Genomic DNA, 17,187 nt, shown 5'->3' on the forward strand with positions numbered 1-17,187 from the left:
ATGTTAAGTATTTTAGCAGCTATTGAACGCGTGGCCCTCCAGCAGCCACAAAAAACTGCTTATCAAACGCACCATGCTTCCTTAACATACGGTGAGCTTTGGCACTTATCGGATAATGTAGCTGATTATCTGATGAAGCTTAACTTGCGGAGACAACAACCTATTGTCGTTTATGGACATATGTCCCCCCTACAAATTGTCGCCTTTTTAGGTGCTGTAAAAGCTGGTCACTCATACGTACCTGTTGACTCTTCAACGCCAATAGAAAGATTACAGCTTATTTTAGAAGCATCTGGAGCAGGTTTATTATTGATAACAGAGCCATTACACATGCTCACGAATATCCCTATTATGGCGGTGAGTGATGTCTTAGCGAGTTCCTCAAAGGACGTTACCCTATCATCAGCGACATGGGTGCAAAACGAGGAAATCCATTATATTATTTACACTTCTGGTTCAACTGGTCAACCAAAAGGTGTACAAATAACAGCTAGTAATTTAGCATATTTTGTCTCTTGGATGCACGAAAACTTCCCTTTACAGGACGACGGTGTATTTTTAAATCAAGCGCCTTATTCCTTTGATTTATCTGTCATGGATTTGTACCCAGCTCTTGTTGGAGGACACACACTTTACGCGATTACACAGCAGGAAATCGCCAACCCTAAAGCATTATTTGATTCTTTAGCTACGTCGAATACTCGTGTTTGGACTTCTACACCTTCCTTCGCCAAGATGTGTTTAATGAACAAAGAGTGGAACCAGCAGCTCATACCGACATTAGATACTTTTTTATTTTGCGGCGAGGTTTTACCAATAGCGGTATGTAATGAGTTAATGTCACGCTTTCCACAGGCTACCATTTATAATTTATACGGTCCTACAGAAACAACGGTCGCGGTATCCTATGTAGAGGTGTCCAAAGCATTAGTGGAACGCTTTGAACAATTACCGATTGCCCCTATAACGGAGTCGAACGTAGCTTTATTAGAAGATGGTGAAATTGTTATTTCAGGCCCAACTGTCAGTGCAGGGTACTTGGGAGCGCCTGATTTGACAGCGAAGGTTTTTCCAACAGTAGCTGAACAACGCATCTATCTAACAGGTGATTTAGGCTATGAGCAGGATGGTTATTTATTCTTTTCTGGGCGTAAGGATTTCCAGGTTAAACTACATGGTTATCGTTTGGAAATTGAGGAAATTGAAAAACAAATTAGCAACCTACCATCTGTTTCAAGCTGTGTCGTTGTACCGATTTATAAGGAAAAAGAGATCATCTCGCTCAGTGCACATGTTGTTTTGCGCGAGCCATTAACAGACTCTCCCTTCAAAATGACAAAGCAGTTAAAAATACTTCTATCAGAGTATTTGCCTGCTTATATGGTACCAAAAACGTTTAAATATATGGACGCTTTACCATTAAACCCGAACGGTAAGGTTGATCGTAAAGGATTGGCGGTTATGGAAACAGTATGACGCCTTATGGAAATATAGCATTCTTTGTGATCATCGGACTTTTATTACTACCAACAATCCTATTGGGTTTACAAGGCAAATCTTCTAAATACTATAATCTATTTGTGTCATTGATTGTCTTAGCTCTTATCTTTGGACATTCATTGAATGGGTCCATTTCGCTCATTCTATTTACGGTCTTTCAGATAGTCCTTATTGTGGCTTATCAGCGTTACCGCCTTCAGCAAAATAGTGGAACAATCTTTATAATAGCTGTACTCTTGTCGATATTACCACTTGTCCTTGTGAAGGTACTACCGATTCTTGGATTACATCATTTATTTGGCTTCCTTGGTGTGTCCTACATTACATTTAAAGCAGTGCAAATGATTTTAGAAACCCGTGACGGCTTAATGAAAGAGAAAATTCCTGTCATAGAGCTAGCGTATTTCTTACTATTCTTCCCTACAGTATCATCAGGGCCGATCGATCGCTGGCGACGTTTTACAAAGGATTTTCATACTGTACCTTCCCCAGAGGATTATCAAAAGCTGCTGTTAAGTGGGATCAACTATATCTTTGTCGGCTTTTTATATAAATTTATTTTGGCGTATTTAATTTACAACTACACCCTCATTTATTTGCCAAATCATACGTATAACTATTTGACACCTTTCCAGGGGCAATTAGCGTATATGTATATGTATAGCTTTTACTTATTCTTTGATTTTGCTGGCTATAGTGCATTTGCTGTTGGTGTGAGCCGACTAATGGGCATACAAACGCCTATTAACTTTAATCGTCCATTCGCAAGTCGCAATATTAAAGACTTTTGGAACCGTTGGCATATGAGTCTTTCCTTTTGGTTTAGAGATTACGTCTATATGCGCTTTGTGCTTTGGATGACGAAGAAAAAGTGGCTGAAAAATAAATTCGGTATTTCGTATATAGGCTTCTTTTTACTATTCTTTTTGATGGGTATTTGGCATGGTCTAGAATGGCACTTTGTGGTCTACGGACTCTATCATGCCCTATTAATTATTAGTTTTGATAAGTTTGAACGCTGGAATAAAAAGCATAAGCGCTGGCCTAAAAATAAGTGGACCCATGCTATTGGCGTCTTCATTACATTTAATGCCGTATGCTTTGGCTTCTATATTTTTTCTGGCAAATTATTTTAACCAAGGGCTGAAAGAGCCTGTTCAATAAAGGAGAATTATTAATGAATCAACAACAAGTTTTAGAAATGCTAGTCGAGTTATGTGAAGATGAAATTATTGTAGAGAACCCAGATATTGATTTATTTGAAGAAGGTTTGCTAGATTCGTTTGGGACAATTAATTTATTAGTAGAAATTGAAAACCGCTTTAATATTTCTGTACCTATAACTGATTTTAATCGTGAAGAATGGAATACACCGAATCGAATTGTAGGGAAATTAGCTGAAAGACAATGATGAAGAAAGGCTTTCTCTCTCTATTTATCGCCTTTGCTCTTTTTACTGGCTTTGTCTTCTTTCCGAATGCATGGATCAAGGCGTGGATTTCCGATGAGGATGTGGAGCAAGCCAAAACAAACATGTCTCCACTTGTCTTTCAAGGTACGTATTTACAGGAACGCATGTTACAGGAGCCTCATTCCATGCCTTTGTATGGCTCCTCTGAATTAAATCGTTTTGACCCTTTCCATCCCTATAATTATGCGCGAGCATCTGAAGCGCCGTATTCAACATTTATGATTGGGCGTGGGGGAATGCAGTCCATTACTCATTTTTTAAATTTTGCTGCTCAAGAGGGAAATTTAAAGGATAAAAAATTAGTTTTCATCATCTCCCCACAATGGTTTACAGAAAAGGGCATGGGTGAATTTCACTTTTCACCGAATTATTCGATGTTACATGCCTATGATTTAGCTTTTAATCAAGAGATGGATGCCGACCTTCGTAAACGCGCCATGGAACGACTGCTAGAATTTGATACCGTTGAGCGGGATCGTCTCTTAAAAACGATGTATCAATATCAAATGTCAAACGGTAAGGAAAAGCCGATTACGGGACGTTTGGCGATGGTGGCAGGGCGCTTCCATAAGGAATTGCTAGAAAAGAAGGATTTATATTATTCCCTTTTCCCACGTAAAGGTCATCACTTAAAAAGCAATGACAAGCTCATTGCTAATCAAAGCTTTGAACAGCAATTACAGCATGCTGAGGCGTACGGAAAGAAACGGGTTTCCAATGACTACATGATTGAAAATCGCGCTTACCAGCGACTTGTTAATGCTAATTTTTCAAAGTTTAAAGAAATGCGAAAGAAGGAGGATTACACGAAGTCTCCCGAATATGAAGATTTTCAATTGGTCATGGATGTGTTAAAAGATGCTGGTGCCAAGCCATTATTCGTATCCATTCCGGTTAATGGCTACTGGTATGATTATAATGGCTATCCAGAGGAGCGTCGTCAGCAGTACTATGATAAGATGCAGCAAGTATTAAAGGCTGCCAATGTTGACTACGTTGATTTTACAGACCATGAATATGACCCTTATTTTATAATGGATACGATTCATATTGCCTGGAAGGGCTGGGTCTATCTCGATCAAGAACTAGACCAACATTGGGCACAGCCATAAAAAGGAACTGTAGACAAACTCAAAAAAATTGAGAGTTTGCCTACAGTTTTTTTCTTTTATAATGACATAAAGTAAAGCCTTTGATTTCCAACACGGGCTGGGGCTGGGGCGAGCTGCTTCTCTCGCTTCGTTACTGCCGCTCAGTTCAGTATCTATCCCCTTTTTTTCTGAAGAATTATGGAATAAGAAAATCTTTTCAATAGGCACAAAAAGAAATGCCCCAAAGTATCAATAAACTTTGAGGCATTTTTTGTCTATTATTTAAGGTTGTAGAAAGATTGTAATCCAAGGAACTCTGCTGTTGAACCAAGTTGATCTTCAATGCGAAGAAGTTGGTTGTATTTTGCTACACGGTCTGTACGTGAAGGAGCACCTGTTTTAATTTGACCAGCATTTGTGGCAACGGCGATATCTGCAATTGTTGCATCTTCTGATTCACCAGAACGGTGAGAGATAACAGCTGTGTAACCAGCACGTTTTGCCATTTCGATTGCTTCAAATGTTTCTGTTAATGTACCGATTTGGTTTACTTTGATTAGGATTGCATTTCCTACACCTTGCTCAATACCAGCCGATAATTTTTTCGTATTTGTTACAAATAGGTCATCACCTACTAATTGCACACGACTACCGATGCGATCTGTTAATAGCTTGTGGCCAGCCCAGTCGTTTTCGTCTAAGCCATCTTCAATTGAAATGATTGGGTATTTGTTTGTTAACTCTTCGTACCAATCAACCATTTCTTCAGAAGTTTTCACAACACCTTCACCATCTAAGTGATATTTGCCATCTTCTTTGTTGAATAGTTCAGATGATGCTACGTCCATAGCAAGTCGAACTTCTTCACCTGGTTTGTAGCCTGCTTTTTCAATCGCTTCTAAGATAACTGTAATCGCTTCTTCGTTAGAGCCAAGGTTTGGTGCGAAACCACCCTCATCACCTACTGCTGTGTTGTAGCCTTTTGCTTTTAGAACCGCTTTTAGGCTATGGAAAATCTCAGCGCCAATGCGTAATGCATGACGGAAAGATTCAGCCCCAACAGGCATAACCATGAATTCTTGAATGTCTACATTGTTATCTGCGTGAGCTCCACCATTTAAAATGTTCATCATTGGTACTGGTAATTGTTTAGAGTTAAACCCACCAAGATATTGATAAAGAGGTACATCTAAATAATCTGCCGCAGCATGTGCAACTGCCATCGATACACCTAGAATTGCGTTGGCACCTAGCTTGCCTTTGTTTTCTGTGCCATCTAGCTCGATTAAAGCTTTGTCAATGACAACTTGGTCAAGAACTGAATAGTTACCCTCTAATTCTTGCGCAATAATTGTGTTTACATTTTCAACTGCTTTTAATACACCTTTGCCTAGGTAACGAGATTTGTCACCATCGCGTAATTCCACCGCTTCGTATTCACCTGTTGATGCACCTGATGGTACGATTGCGCGTCCAAATGCGCCTGATTCTGTAAATACTTCAACCTCTACTGTTGGGTTCCCACGTGAGTCTAAAACTTCGCGCGCATAAACTTGTGTAATAAATGGCATAATTAATTCTCCTCTTTTTCAATTAATGATTGTCCTGTCATTTCAGTAGGCTGTGACACCTTTAATAATTCTAACATGGTTGGTGCTAAATCGGCTAAAATACCACCATTTCTTAACATTATATTTGCTTTTGTCACAATTACTGGAACAGGATTTGTTGTATGAGCTGTCATAGGCTCACCTGCTAAAGTCAATACTTCATCAGAATTACCATGGTCAGCTGTAATAATAGCTGCGCCTCCTTTTGCAAGAAGAGCATCTACTACTTTGCCTAAACATTCATCTACCGCTTCAATCGCTTTAATCGTTGGCTCAAGCATTCCACTATGACCCACCATATCAGGGTTGGCAAAGTTGAGAATAATGCCATCAAATTTCTCAGCAGCAATTTCTGCAAGCAAGGCTTCTGTTACCTCATAGGCAGACATTTCAGGTTTTAAATCATATGTTGCCACTTTTGGAGAGGCAATTAAAATACGTTCTTCACCTGGGAATTTTTCCTCACGTCCACCACTCATAAAGAATGTAACATGTGGGTATTTTTCAGTTTCAGCAATGCGTAACTGTGTTTTCCCATTCGTTGCTAGTACTTCACCAATCGTATTTTTTAAGTTGTCATTTTCATAAGCAACTTGTGCATTGACGTTATCACTATAGTGTGTGAAGGACACAAATTTTAAATTCTTTGGATGCTTTGCAGATACAGCAAAACCATCAAATCCTTCATTTGTGAACACTGTGGATAGCTGAATAGCACGATCAGGACGGAAGTTAAAGAAAATCACTGCATCATGATCGTTAATTGTTGCTACTGGCTCACCATGCTCTTGAATGCTGAAGGGAATCACAAATTCATCGGTTACTTCACGCTCATAGGATGCTGCTACACCACTTTTTGCACTTTCTGCTGTTTGACCAACACCATCAACAAGTACATTGTACGTGAGGGCGACACGATCCCAGCGCTTATCCCGATCCATTGCATAATAACGTCCGTGAATCGAAGCAAACTGACCAATACCAATTTCAGCCATTTGTTTTTCTGTTTCTTCGATATAGTCTAATGCCGTTGTTGGACCAACATCACGTCCATCTAAGAAGCCATGTACATAAACTTCATCTAATCCCTGCTGTTTAGCTAGCTTTAATAGCGCAAACATATGCTCATAATGACTATGAACACCACCATCTGATAATAAGCCCATAACATGGAGCTTGGAGTGATGAGCTTTTACATATGCCACTGCATCTAAAAATGCTTGATTCGTAAAGAAATCCCCTTCACGAATCGACTTATTTAAGCGTGTTAAGCTTTGATAAACAATTCGTCCAGCACCGATATTTAAGTGCCCTACCTCAGAATTCCCCATTTGTCCGTCAGGTAATCCAACGGCTTCTCCCGCCGCAGTTAATGTAGCGTGAGGATATTGACTCCAATATCGATCAAAATTTGGCTTGTTGGCTTGTGCTACTGCATTCCCGAATGTTTCATCTCGAAATGCAAAGCCGTCTAAAATAATTAATGCTACTGGCTTTTTAGGCATTTGCTGCCGCCTCCAATAATGTTAAGTAAGATTCTGGCTGTAAGCTTGCTCCACCAACTAAAGCACCATCAATATGCTCTTTCGTTAAAAGCTCCTGAATGTTATCAGGCTTCACACTGCCGCCATATTGAATGCGTACAGCATTCGCCGTTTCAGCATTATATAGCTCTTCGATAACTGCACGAATCGCTCCACATACTTGATTTGCATCGTCTGCTGTAGCAGTTTTACCAGTACCAATCGCCCAAATCGGTTCATAGGCAATGACCATATGCTCAACTTGCTGTGCATCAAAACCAGCAAGTGCCGCTTTAATTTGTCCAGCCACCTTTTGCTCTGTCGTGCCAGCCTCACGTTCCTCTAGCGTTTCACCACAGCAAATAATTGGTACGATATTATGTGCAAGCGCTGCTGCTACCTTTTTATTAATCGCTTCATCTGTTTCATTGTAGTATTCACGACGTTCTGAGTGCCCTAAAATGACATAGTCAACATCTACACTTGCTAGCTGGGCTGGGCTAATTTCACCAGTAAAGGCACCTTCATTTTCAAAGTGCATTGTTTGTGCACCAATCGCCAGCTCTGACTCACTAGCAACTTGCACAAGTGTAGGTAGGTAAAGAGCTGGTGCGCAAACAACAGCATCTACTTTGTCATTGGAAGGAAGTTTATCCTGTACTGCATCTACAAACTGAATAGCTTCTTCAAATGTTTTAAACATTTTCCAGTTACCCGCAATAATTGGTTTACGCATCATGTTGCCTCCGATTGTTTAGTTAGTTTATTTATCGTTTAGTGCTACAATTCCTGGAAGTTCCTTACCTTCCATTAATTCTAGAGAAGCACCGCCACCTGTAGAAATATGATCCATCTTATCTGCTACTTCAAATTTTTCAACAGCAGCTGCTGAATCACCGCCACCGATTACTGTATAGCCTGCTGTTGTTGCCATTGCATCAGCAACCGTTTTTGTACCGTTAGCAAATTTATCCATTTCAAAGACGCCCATTGGTCCATTCCAAATGATTAATTTAGAGTTTTTAATAACTTCTGCATAGTTTGCAGCTGTTTTTGGTCCAATATCTAGACCCATCCAATCAGCTGGAATAGCATCTACATCAACGATTTGTGTTTCAGCATCTTGTGAAAATTCATTTGCCACAACAGCATCGACTGGCATATGTAATTGCACGCCTTTTGCTTTTGCCTTTTCAATAAAGGACTTTGCTAGCTCAATTTTATCTTCTTCTAACAATGATTTACCGATATCGTAGCCCTGCGCCTTGATGAATGTAAAGGATAAACCACCACCGATAATTAAGTGATCTACTTTCTCTAATAGGCTTTCAATAACACCAATTTTATCTTTTACTTTGGCACCACCAATAATCGCTGTAAAGGGATGCTCTGGGTTCGACAATGCTTTACCGAGTACATCTAATTCCTTTTGCATAAGGAAACCAGATACAGCTGGAATATGCTTAGCAATTCCTTCTGTAGAAGCATGTGCACGATGAGCTGCCCCGAAAGCATCATTGACATAGATATCAGCTAGCTGTGCAAATTGCTGTGCTAATGTTGAATCATTTTTCTCTTCACCTGCATGGAAACGTACATTTTCCAGAAGAAGAAGATCCCCGTCATGCATGCTAGCAACAGCCTCTTCCACCACTTGACCAATAGATTCATCTAGCTTCGTAACAGGCTTGCCCATTAATTCTGCTAAGCGAACACCAACTGCTGTTAAACGCATATCTTCTTTTACTTCACCCTTTGGACGACCTAAGTGAGAGGCTAAAATAACTTTCGCACCTTGCTCTACTAAATACTCAATTGTAGGAATAGCTGCACGAATTCGCGTTTCGTCTGTAATGGCACCATCTGCCATTGGAACATTAAAATCTACACGTACAAATACGCGTTTACCCTTTACATCAATATCTTTCATCGTCTTCTTATTTAACATGAAGAAACTCCCTTCAAAGCTGTTTTAGTCTTACATCTTTGTGTTTTACCCATCTTGGCGCGACACCATGCTTGCTAAATTGAAAAGGCACTTTGGCACTTTTTTTGGCACATCAGCTAAAAGAATTTCAATCTCCAACTTTTGATAATGCACCCTAATACTTGTTTTTATAGTAGCAAAAGTTAAGTGTTATGTCTTGCAATTGCTTGTCCTGTATAAAAAGAGAGCAAGGGTAAAATCCCTTACTCTCTTTACCCTTGTATATTATATCTATTCGATATTATAAAGGCTATACTTTTTGTGCATAAAAAGCAGTAATATGTCACACTTTTTACTCAAAATGTCGAAATATGATACTTATTTATGGTTTAATCCTTGTTCAGCAATGTATAAAGCTAAATCCATTAAGCGAGTAGAGTAACCAATTTCGTTATCATACCAAGCTAGAACTTTCACCATTTTGTTTTCTAATACCATTGTTGAAAGACCATCAACAGTAGAAGAATGATGGTTACCGTTATAATCAATCGATACTAATGGTAGCTCATTGTAATCTAAAATGCCTTTTAATTCATTTTCAGAAGCTTCTTTTAATACAGCATTAATTGTTTCTTTTGTTACGTCTGCTTTTAGCTCTACTACTAAGTCAACACATGATACGTTAGGTGTTGGCACACGCATAGAGAAGCCATCTAGCTTACCTTTTAATTGTGGTAATACTTTTGATACAGCTACTGCTGCACCAGTTGTTGTTGGAATCATAGATACCGCACCTGCACGAGCACGACGTGGGTCAGAGTGTGGGAAGTCTAAAATTCGTTGGTCATTTGTGTAAGAGTGAATTGTTGTCATCATACCGCGTTCAATGCCAAATTTTCCATCAAGCACTTTAGCTACTGGTGCTAGACAGTTTGTTGTACAAGAAGCATTTGAGATAACATCATCTGTTGCTGGGTTATAGTCTGTATGGTTAACACCCATCACAAATGTAGGCATTGCTCCTTTTGCTGGTGCAGAAAGGATTGCTTTTTTAGCTCCTGCTTCAATATGCTTACCTACTTCTTCCACTGAACGGAAATGACCAGTACATTCAAGAACTACGTCTACTCCTAATTCACCCCATGGTAATTGTGAAGGATCTTTTTCAGCATATACTTTTATACGTTGACCATTTACTACGAAAGAATCTTCATCTGCATTGACTTCAGCATCATAGATACCGTGGACTGAATCATATTTCAATAAGTGTGCAAGCTGACCTGCGTCTGTTAAGTCGTTTACAGCTACTACTTCAAATTCATTTTGCTTCATTGCCTCACGAAATACTAAACGTCCAATACGTCCAAATCCATTAATCGCTAATTTTAATGCCATTGTTAATTCCTCCAATAATGTGTAATGTCTGTTTCTAAATGAATAGAAACTTTAAATTTGCTTTATGCTCATTCAAAAAGTGTTTCACCACTTTCTGAGATCGAGTGACAAGTTTGGTACTAACCCATCATTTAAGATGGTTGTTTTCTATAGAAGATAAATTCGCCGCAATGGCTTTTGCAGCTGCTTCATCTGTTATAAATATTGTTTGTTTGGGTGCTACTTTAAAATAAGAAAGCATAGCATTGACCTTTTGTTTCCCCGCTGCCACTGCAATAACTTGCTGACTATTTTGTACCTGCTCCAGTTGAATACCAATCGTGCGTATACGATGGACAATTTCACCTTCTGCATTAAAATAATAGCCAAAAGCTTCACTTACAGCACCTTTCTCCTCAAGAATTCGTAAATCCTCAGGAGATGAATTACGACGAATCGCCATTTCCTCTGCGGAGCCAATTCCATGAATGACACAATCTGCTTGATCATAAAATGCCATCATTTCTGTGACCATAGGCTCTGTTAACATGGCTTGATAAGCTTGCTCACTTAAATGCTCTGGTAAAAATAAAGTACGGTACTGTGTCTCCATCTGCATGGCAAATGTTGCAACAAGTGTATTGGCTTGCATTTGCATTTCATGTCCAATGCCTCCACGTGCAGCAACAAATGTAATATCCTTTTGTACATCGCCAGGATGTAAAAATTGTGCAAGAGACGCAACAGATTTTCCACCTGTGACAGCTACTACCTGCCCATCAAAGGCTGAAGACATAAATTGTAGAGCCGCTTCTTTGCCAAGTAAGGTTAAAATCGTATCGTCTTCATTGTAATCACCAGGAACTACAACTACACGCTCAATACCAAAATGCTGTTCCAGCTTTTTCGCAAGCTGAGTTAAGCCAGACCATTCGTAAACGATAGCTCTTAGTTTTTCAATAACTATTTCACCATCATCTGTACATACCATACCCGACTTTTGTGAATCTAATAACCCTTGCTCGCGTAAAATATCAGTTTCTTTACGAATTTCTCTTTCTGTCATTTTCAGTGAATCGGCAAGTGTACGTCGTCCGATTGGCTGCATGAGCTGAACAGCTTGTAAAATTCGATATCTTGATTGCAGAAGCGGATACAATTCAGGAAGTAGCCTTTGTTGTGCCTCTGGAACAGTGAACATATTTATCTACTCCCTTATTAATAGGTGTGGGTTATTTTTTATCCCACAACATTATTTTGCGTCCCACTTATGGTTTTATTATAATATGCATTGTTTTAAAGCGCAAGTAAATGTATAGTTTTGGCTAAAAAAAAGCCTCATAGCTTTGAAAACAGCTACGAGACTTTGTTGCGTTTATTTTGTGAAAGATAAAATTGCGTTCTTCTTAAATCCTTCTAAAGCTTTTGTTGCTTCACTTTTATTTGTAAATTCAAAAATACGAACATCCTTTTTCTCAAATACTGTAATAACCCACATTGTAAAATCTCCCTTCACATCATTTATTTTTGTAATATAACAATCACGAAACTCTGTGATACATCTGATAATCTGTTTTATAACAACTTCTTACTTGATACCTATTCTACTCCGTTTTTTATGAAAAGGAAGTCAAATGTGAAGGTCTTCACAAACTGTTCAAATTCAAAACGCTTTCATTGAACAATTTGTGAATTGTGTGGAATACAGCTAACAATAGTGTCATTTATACCGTTATTAATTCTTTATTAGTCTGGTGCATCAACTACTTAATTGCTCCAGCAATGTAGCATAATCTAGATTGCCATACTGAATCACAGCACCATCCTTTTCAACTACCGGAATCATTAGCATATATTTTTCATGTATATCATCATCCTGTTCGATATCAACGATATCAATATCGAATGGTAGATCCTCCTGTACAAGCTTTAATGTCTGCAAGCCTTCCACACATAATGGACAATTTGCTCGACTAAAAAATTTAACAATCATCGATAGCACCTCCTCATCTTATTATAAACGAAAGTGTGATGAAGGAATGACTTCTATTCTTTAATAACTATTGATTGAACTGTCTTAGCTTCCCTTTTCGCATCCTTATAATGGACTATTGTAATAAAAAAGGCATTGACTGTGCGGAAGCCGCACATCAATGCCTTTCGATTATAATTATTTTAAATGACTGTCGAAGAATTTCACCATGGCATTGTAGAATTCAATTCTGTTTTCTTCATTAGCGAAGCCATGTCCTTCGTTATCCTTTAGCATGTACTCAACATCCACACCTCTAGCACGTAAGGCTTCCACAATTTGATCGGATTCTGCCTTGTTAACACGTGGATCATTTGCACCTTGAGCGACAAATAATGGTGTTTTGATTTTATCTGCGTGGAAAATAGGTGAAACAGCTGTTAATAAGTCTTTGTCCTTTTCTGGATGACCTACGCGTTCATAAAACAAGTTACGCATCGTTTCCCAGTATGGAGGAATGGTATTTAATAAAGTGAAAATATTAGATACTCCTACATAATCAACTGCTGCAGCATATAAATCAGGTGTATACGTAATACCAGCTAATGTTGCATAACCACCAAAAGATGCACCATAAATGCCGATACGCTCAGGGTCTGCAATACCTTGATCAATCGCCCATTGCACACCATCTGTAATATCGTCCTGAATTTTAAGACCCCATTGCTTATTACCAGCTTGAAGGAATTCCTTCCCATAGCCAGTTGACGAACGGAAATTCACTTGCAGTACGGCATAGCCTCGATTAGCTAATAATTGTACTTCTGGATTGAAGCCCCACATATCGCGTGCCCAAGGTCCTCCATGTGGATTAACGATAAGAGGAAGATCTTTAGCTTCTTGATTTTTCGGTAAAGTTAAATAGCCGTTAATTGTCAAACCGTCTCGACTCTTATAAGAAATTGGATGCATTTCAGCAAGCCCTTCTGGTTTTAACCAAGGGCTTAAAGTAGCCAACTCTGTTAAGTCACCTGTTATGGAATCATAGTAATAATATTTTCCATACACGGTATCACTTGAAACGCTCACAATAAATTTTGTCATCTCTTTATTGTAATCATTGATACCTAATTCACTTTCATGCACGCCAAGCTTATTTTGTATTTTACGGAACAGCTTTTCAAACTTTTTATCAAAGAATTGATAATACAGCTTATCAGTAACATAAGCACCATATAATAATTTATCTTGTTCAGCGCTATATAAAACACCCGAAACATCTACTTCATCATTTGACATTATAACTTTTTCATTGCCTTCTAAATCATATTTTACAACTTCTACTTTATCTCTACCTTTGTTGGAAGTTGCATAAATTGTTTGATTGTCTTTAGAGAAAGCCAGTGGCACTACTTCATCCCCTGCTTCCACCTCAATAAACGGTTTAAATTCATCCTTTTCAGAATCTCGATAAAGGATTGTTCCTGTCACACCATCTGTTGCTACGGCAACACGTACATTTCCATTCCGATCTGCTAACCAGTTTGTAATATTACCTGGATTTTTAGCAACATGCTTTGTTTTACCTGTCTTGACGTTCAGCTTGTACACATCAAAGACAGTGGCATCTTCTTTATTCATCATTATAAGAATTTCATCTTTAACACCTTGTAGGCCACTTAATATTCCTACTGTTACATTTGGATATGGCGTTAAATCTTTTTCCTTTGACCCATTAAATGTAGTAGAATAAATATGGAAGTTTTCATCTCCACCTTTATCCTTTAAATATAATAAACTATTTTCCTTCCAGAAAAATCCTGCAATATCACGATCTTTAGAGTTCGAGACGCGAACAGGCTCACTATCATCATTCATTTTTTTTACGAAAACATTGGATCTGTTCTTCCATGCAGAGGCAAATGTGATGTAATTACCATCAGGTGAAAGTTCATAGCCGAAATTTCCAGGATTCTTCATGAAATCTTCTACAGAAATTTCCTTTACACCTTTATTATTGGAACCATTTTTAATTTGTTTTGCATTGTTTAACATTTTAACTGCATCTTGTTTAGCAATTGTATCAGTGCTTACTGACACGTTATTAAATAAACCAAGCTTATTGGCTTTCTCTAAATACTCAGCAAGCGATGCTTCTTTTTCTTCTTTATTTAAAGCTCTTACTAAAATACGAGCTGCTTCATCACGTTTAATCGATAAATTTAAATCCGTGAACTCCTCAGCCTTTACCCATGTATCAATAATTTGTTGCCGCATTGAATCTGATCCGTGTTGGAAAGTTAATGCTGTTACAGCTAAATTCAAAAATTCCTGCACTGAAATGCGCTGCTCCTGCGCTATTACGACGCTATTTGTTTCATTGGCAGCACGTACTTCTTGCATGGTTGCAGGAATAGCTACAGATGTTGTTAAAATGATCGCTAATGATGCAGATAAAAATCTTTTTTTCAAAATGATTCCTCCCTATATCAGTTTACGTTATATCGAAAGTCGATATATTCAAATTATACCAATTTTTGTATTATTGTCAATGAATGATATTTTTTTATGATCATTACTTTTTCTTCACTCATAATGAAAGCGAACTAAACAATTAGTTCGCTAGGTATTACGATTAAAATTTTCTGCTCGCTCCTCCGCCTGCGGAAGATCCTCCACCGAATCCTCCAAAGCCGCCTCCGCCTGAACGCCCTCCGCCAAAGCCACCTGGATAACCACCATAGCCTCCAGCACGAGGACCTCCCCCACCTTTCGAAAAGAACGTATAAATAATAAGAACAACGAGAACGATTAAGATAATTAACCAAGTTGGCATGTCTTCACCTTCGTCTGCTGTCGCTGGTAATTCACCATTCCAATTATACTCCTCGGCAACAGTGCGAAATATTTCAGCATATGTGGATTGGAAGGCTTGATCTATGTCGCCCGTACTTGCAGAAGGATAAAATGCCTCATCTAAAATACGTCCTAATTTTCCATCTGGTAATGGCCCCTCTAACCCTTGACCAACAGCTATTACTACGTCATTATTCCCTTCACTCTGTCCAAATGTAGCTAAAATTAAAACACCATTATTTTTCTGTTCGTCACCTATTCCCCAAGACCGAATCATTTTTGTAGCATACATCTTTGGCTCCTGTCCATCTAGACTATCAATGGTTACAATCATGATTTCAGCGCCTGTGCCTTGATCCAATTGCGCGGAGTAATGATTTAATTGTTCTTTGATATTTGCTGATAATACATTGGCAAAATCATGTATATACGTATTTTTCATCGGTGACGGCATAGTTGCCTTTGCCATGTTCGTAAATAAAAGAAACACCGAACAAACGATGATTATTTGTACAAGGCTACGCTTCATTAGTGTGTACCTGATTGACTAAAATCGATTGATGGTGCTTTGTCAGCTCCTGCTGCGGCTTTAAAGTATTCTTTTTGTTCAAAGCCAAACATTCCTGCCATCAAATTACCTGGGAAACGTTTAACCTGCTTATTAAATTGCTGAACTTCATTATTGTAATCCTCACGTGCTACCGCCAGGCGATTTTCAGTGCCTGCTAGCTCATCCATTAACTGACGAAAGTTTGTATCTGCCTTTAAGTTTGGATAATTTTCAACAACTACAAGTAAACGACTAAGTGCTCCAGTTAAAGCATCATTTGCAGCAGCTTGCTCCTCTGGAGTGTTTGCACTACCCATTTGTGCACGTGCTTGTGTAATACTTGCAATCACCTCTTGCTCATGATTCGCATAGCCTTTCACTGATTCGACTAAATTTGGAATCAAATCATAACGACGTTGGAGCTGATTTTCCACTTGTGCCCATTTCGAATCTACATTTTCCTCTGCAGTCACCAGGCTATTATATTTAGGAATGAATAATAAGGCGAATAGAACAAGAATAAGAACAATTATCCCAATTGGTCCAAGCAACTTTTTCAATTTATAGAACCTCCTCGACCTACTTTTCCTTTCTTCAATAGTCTACATTTTTGTCTTTACATTTATACCGTATGAATTTCATTTGACTTGACATACTAACTACTGCATCAAAAAATCATTGAGGAGGCGTTTTTTTTGTCACAATCGTTTTACAATGAATCATCAAATCAAACCAATTTCAATCAACAACATAGTCTAAATCATGGTGGCCATGAAATGATGGACATGCATGAAACAATTGGCGAAATTATCGCAGGTATGAACCAAGCCATAATTTTACGCCCACATGTACAAGATCCTGAATTATTGAATATTTTGGATCGCCAGTATAATTTTACTTTAGGTATGTACAATACAATTGTAGAGTCCTTCAAAACAGGACATGATCCATCTGTTCCAACAGGACGTTACCAAATGGAGACAGGAAATGACTTTAAATATGGCGTAAATCCTGGTCAACCAAAAAAGCCAATGCAAAATGCCAATGAAATTAATGATGAAGCTATTTCAGGGTTCTTACTTGGTGCTCAAAAAGGTTCAGCAAAATGTATGACAACGGCTGCTTTAGAGACAACAAACCCAGTTGTTCGTCGCGTTGTTGCTGATAGTATTCCTAACTGCATTGAAATGGGCTACGAATTATCCATCTATCAAAATAAACATGGCTATTATCAGGTACCTCAATACTCACAACAGGATATGCAAACGATGCTGAATGCATATGACACAACAACTAATCCCCTTCATTAACAC

General features: G+C 38.5%; 16 protein-coding genes. 5 read left to right on the top strand and 11 right to left on the bottom strand.

The genetic code is table 11. The annotated features are described in order from the left end of the window. The 4 genes from dltA to dltD are packed head-to-tail and all read left to right on the top strand — an operon-like array spanning position 1 to position 4,083. Positions 1-1,476, top strand: a complete 1,476-nt coding sequence (gene dltA / locus V6670_RS18565) for a D-alanine--poly(phosphoribitol) ligase subunit DltA (protein WP_141904941.1) — start codon at positions 1-3, stop codon at positions 1,474-1,476. After that, positions 1,473-2,636: a D-alanyl-lipoteichoic acid biosynthesis protein DltB gene (gene dltB, locus V6670_RS18570; RefSeq protein WP_141904940.1), complete on the top strand. Its 1,164-nt coding sequence runs from the start codon at positions 1,473-1,475 to the stop codon at positions 2,634-2,636. The genes dltA and dltB overlap by 4 nt, the downstream gene beginning before the upstream one ends. Before the next feature lie 41 nt (positions 2,637-2,677). Next, positions 2,678-2,911 (top strand): D-alanine--poly(phosphoribitol) ligase subunit 2, encoded by a 234-nt coding sequence (gene dltC, locus V6670_RS18575; RefSeq protein ID WP_141904939.1) that lies wholly within the window; start codon positions 2,678-2,680, stop codon positions 2,909-2,911. Beyond that, positions 2,908-4,083, top strand: a complete 1,176-nt coding sequence (dltD, locus tag V6670_RS18580; protein ID WP_141904938.1) for a D-alanyl-lipoteichoic acid biosynthesis protein DltD — start codon at positions 2,908-2,910, stop codon at positions 4,081-4,083. The genes dltC and dltD overlap by 4 nt, the downstream gene beginning before the upstream one ends. A 257-nt stretch (positions 4,084-4,340) precedes the next feature. Here dltD and eno read toward each other — a convergent pair whose 3' ends face one another. The 11 genes from eno to V6670_RS18635 all read right to left on the bottom strand — a co-directional run bounded on the left by eno (position 4,341) and on the right by V6670_RS18635 (position 16,434). Next, positions 4,341-5,633 carry a phosphopyruvate hydratase gene (gene eno, locus V6670_RS18585; protein ID WP_036124037.1) on the bottom strand — a complete coding sequence of 431 codons (1,293 nt, stop codon included), beginning with the start codon at positions 5,631-5,633 and terminating at the stop codon, positions 4,341-4,343. Positions 5,634-5,635: 2 nt separating this feature from the next. Next, positions 5,636-7,177 carry a 2,3-bisphosphoglycerate-independent phosphoglycerate mutase gene (gpmI, locus tag V6670_RS18590; protein ID WP_141904937.1) on the bottom strand — a complete coding sequence of 514 codons (1,542 nt, stop codon included), beginning with the start codon at positions 7,175-7,177 and terminating at the stop codon, positions 5,636-5,638. Then, positions 7,170-7,931, bottom strand: a complete 762-nt coding sequence (gene tpiA, locus V6670_RS18595) for a triose-phosphate isomerase (RefSeq protein WP_141904936.1) — start codon at positions 7,929-7,931, stop codon at positions 7,170-7,172. Before tpiA ends, gpmI begins: the two co-directional genes overlap by 8 nt. Positions 7,932-7,958: 27 nt before the next feature. Further along, positions 7,959-9,143, bottom strand: coding sequence for a phosphoglycerate kinase (locus V6670_RS18600; protein ID WP_141904935.1), 1,185 nt, complete (start codon positions 9,141-9,143; stop codon positions 7,959-7,961). 357 nt (positions 9,144-9,500) lie between these two features. Then, positions 9,501-10,517 (bottom strand): type I glyceraldehyde-3-phosphate dehydrogenase, encoded by a 1,017-nt coding sequence (gap, locus tag V6670_RS18605; protein ID WP_338651850.1) that lies wholly within the window; start codon positions 10,515-10,517, stop codon positions 9,501-9,503. Between the two features lie 127 nt (positions 10,518-10,644). Beyond that, a complete protein-coding gene (locus V6670_RS18610) occupies positions 10,645-11,697 on the bottom strand; it encodes a sugar-binding domain-containing protein (RefSeq protein WP_141904933.1) in 1,053 nt (350 codons plus the stop codon). Between the two features lie 174 nt (positions 11,698-11,871). After that, positions 11,872-11,994: a hypothetical protein gene (locus V6670_RS18615; protein WP_255358808.1), complete on the bottom strand. Its 123-nt coding sequence runs from the start codon at positions 11,992-11,994 to the stop codon at positions 11,872-11,874. Between the two features lie 261 nt (positions 11,995-12,255). Continuing rightward, the gene (locus V6670_RS18620) at positions 12,256-12,489 is read right to left on the bottom strand and encodes a glutaredoxin family protein (protein ID WP_036125682.1); all 234 of its coding nucleotides are present in this window, start codon (positions 12,487-12,489) and stop codon (positions 12,256-12,258) included. A 177-nt stretch (positions 12,490-12,666) separates the two neighbouring features. Continuing rightward, positions 12,667-14,940: a S9 family peptidase gene (locus V6670_RS18625; RefSeq protein ID WP_338651851.1), complete on the bottom strand. Its 2,274-nt coding sequence runs from the start codon at positions 14,938-14,940 to the stop codon at positions 12,667-12,669. Between the two features lie 163 nt (positions 14,941-15,103). After that, a complete protein-coding gene (locus tag V6670_RS18630; protein WP_338651852.1) occupies positions 15,104-15,793 on the bottom strand; it encodes a TPM domain-containing protein in 690 nt (229 codons plus the stop codon). Between the two features lie 59 nt (positions 15,794-15,852). After that, a complete protein-coding gene (locus V6670_RS18635; protein ID WP_036125688.1) occupies positions 15,853-16,434 on the bottom strand; it encodes a LemA family protein in 582 nt (193 codons plus the stop codon). Between the two features lie 135 nt (positions 16,435-16,569). Between V6670_RS18635 and V6670_RS18640 the strand changes: the two genes are divergently transcribed. Beyond that, positions 16,570-17,184: a spore coat protein gene (locus V6670_RS18640; protein WP_141904929.1), complete on the top strand. Its 615-nt coding sequence runs from the start codon at positions 16,570-16,572 to the stop codon at positions 17,182-17,184. Positions 17,185-17,187 lie beyond the last annotated feature (3 nt).

It is taken from the genome of Lysinibacillus sp. Y5S-8, from assembly GCF_036894365.1.
In the GTDB taxonomy this organism is placed as follows: domain Bacteria; phylum Bacillota; class Bacilli; order Bacillales_A; family Planococcaceae; genus Lysinibacillus; species Lysinibacillus fusiformis_D.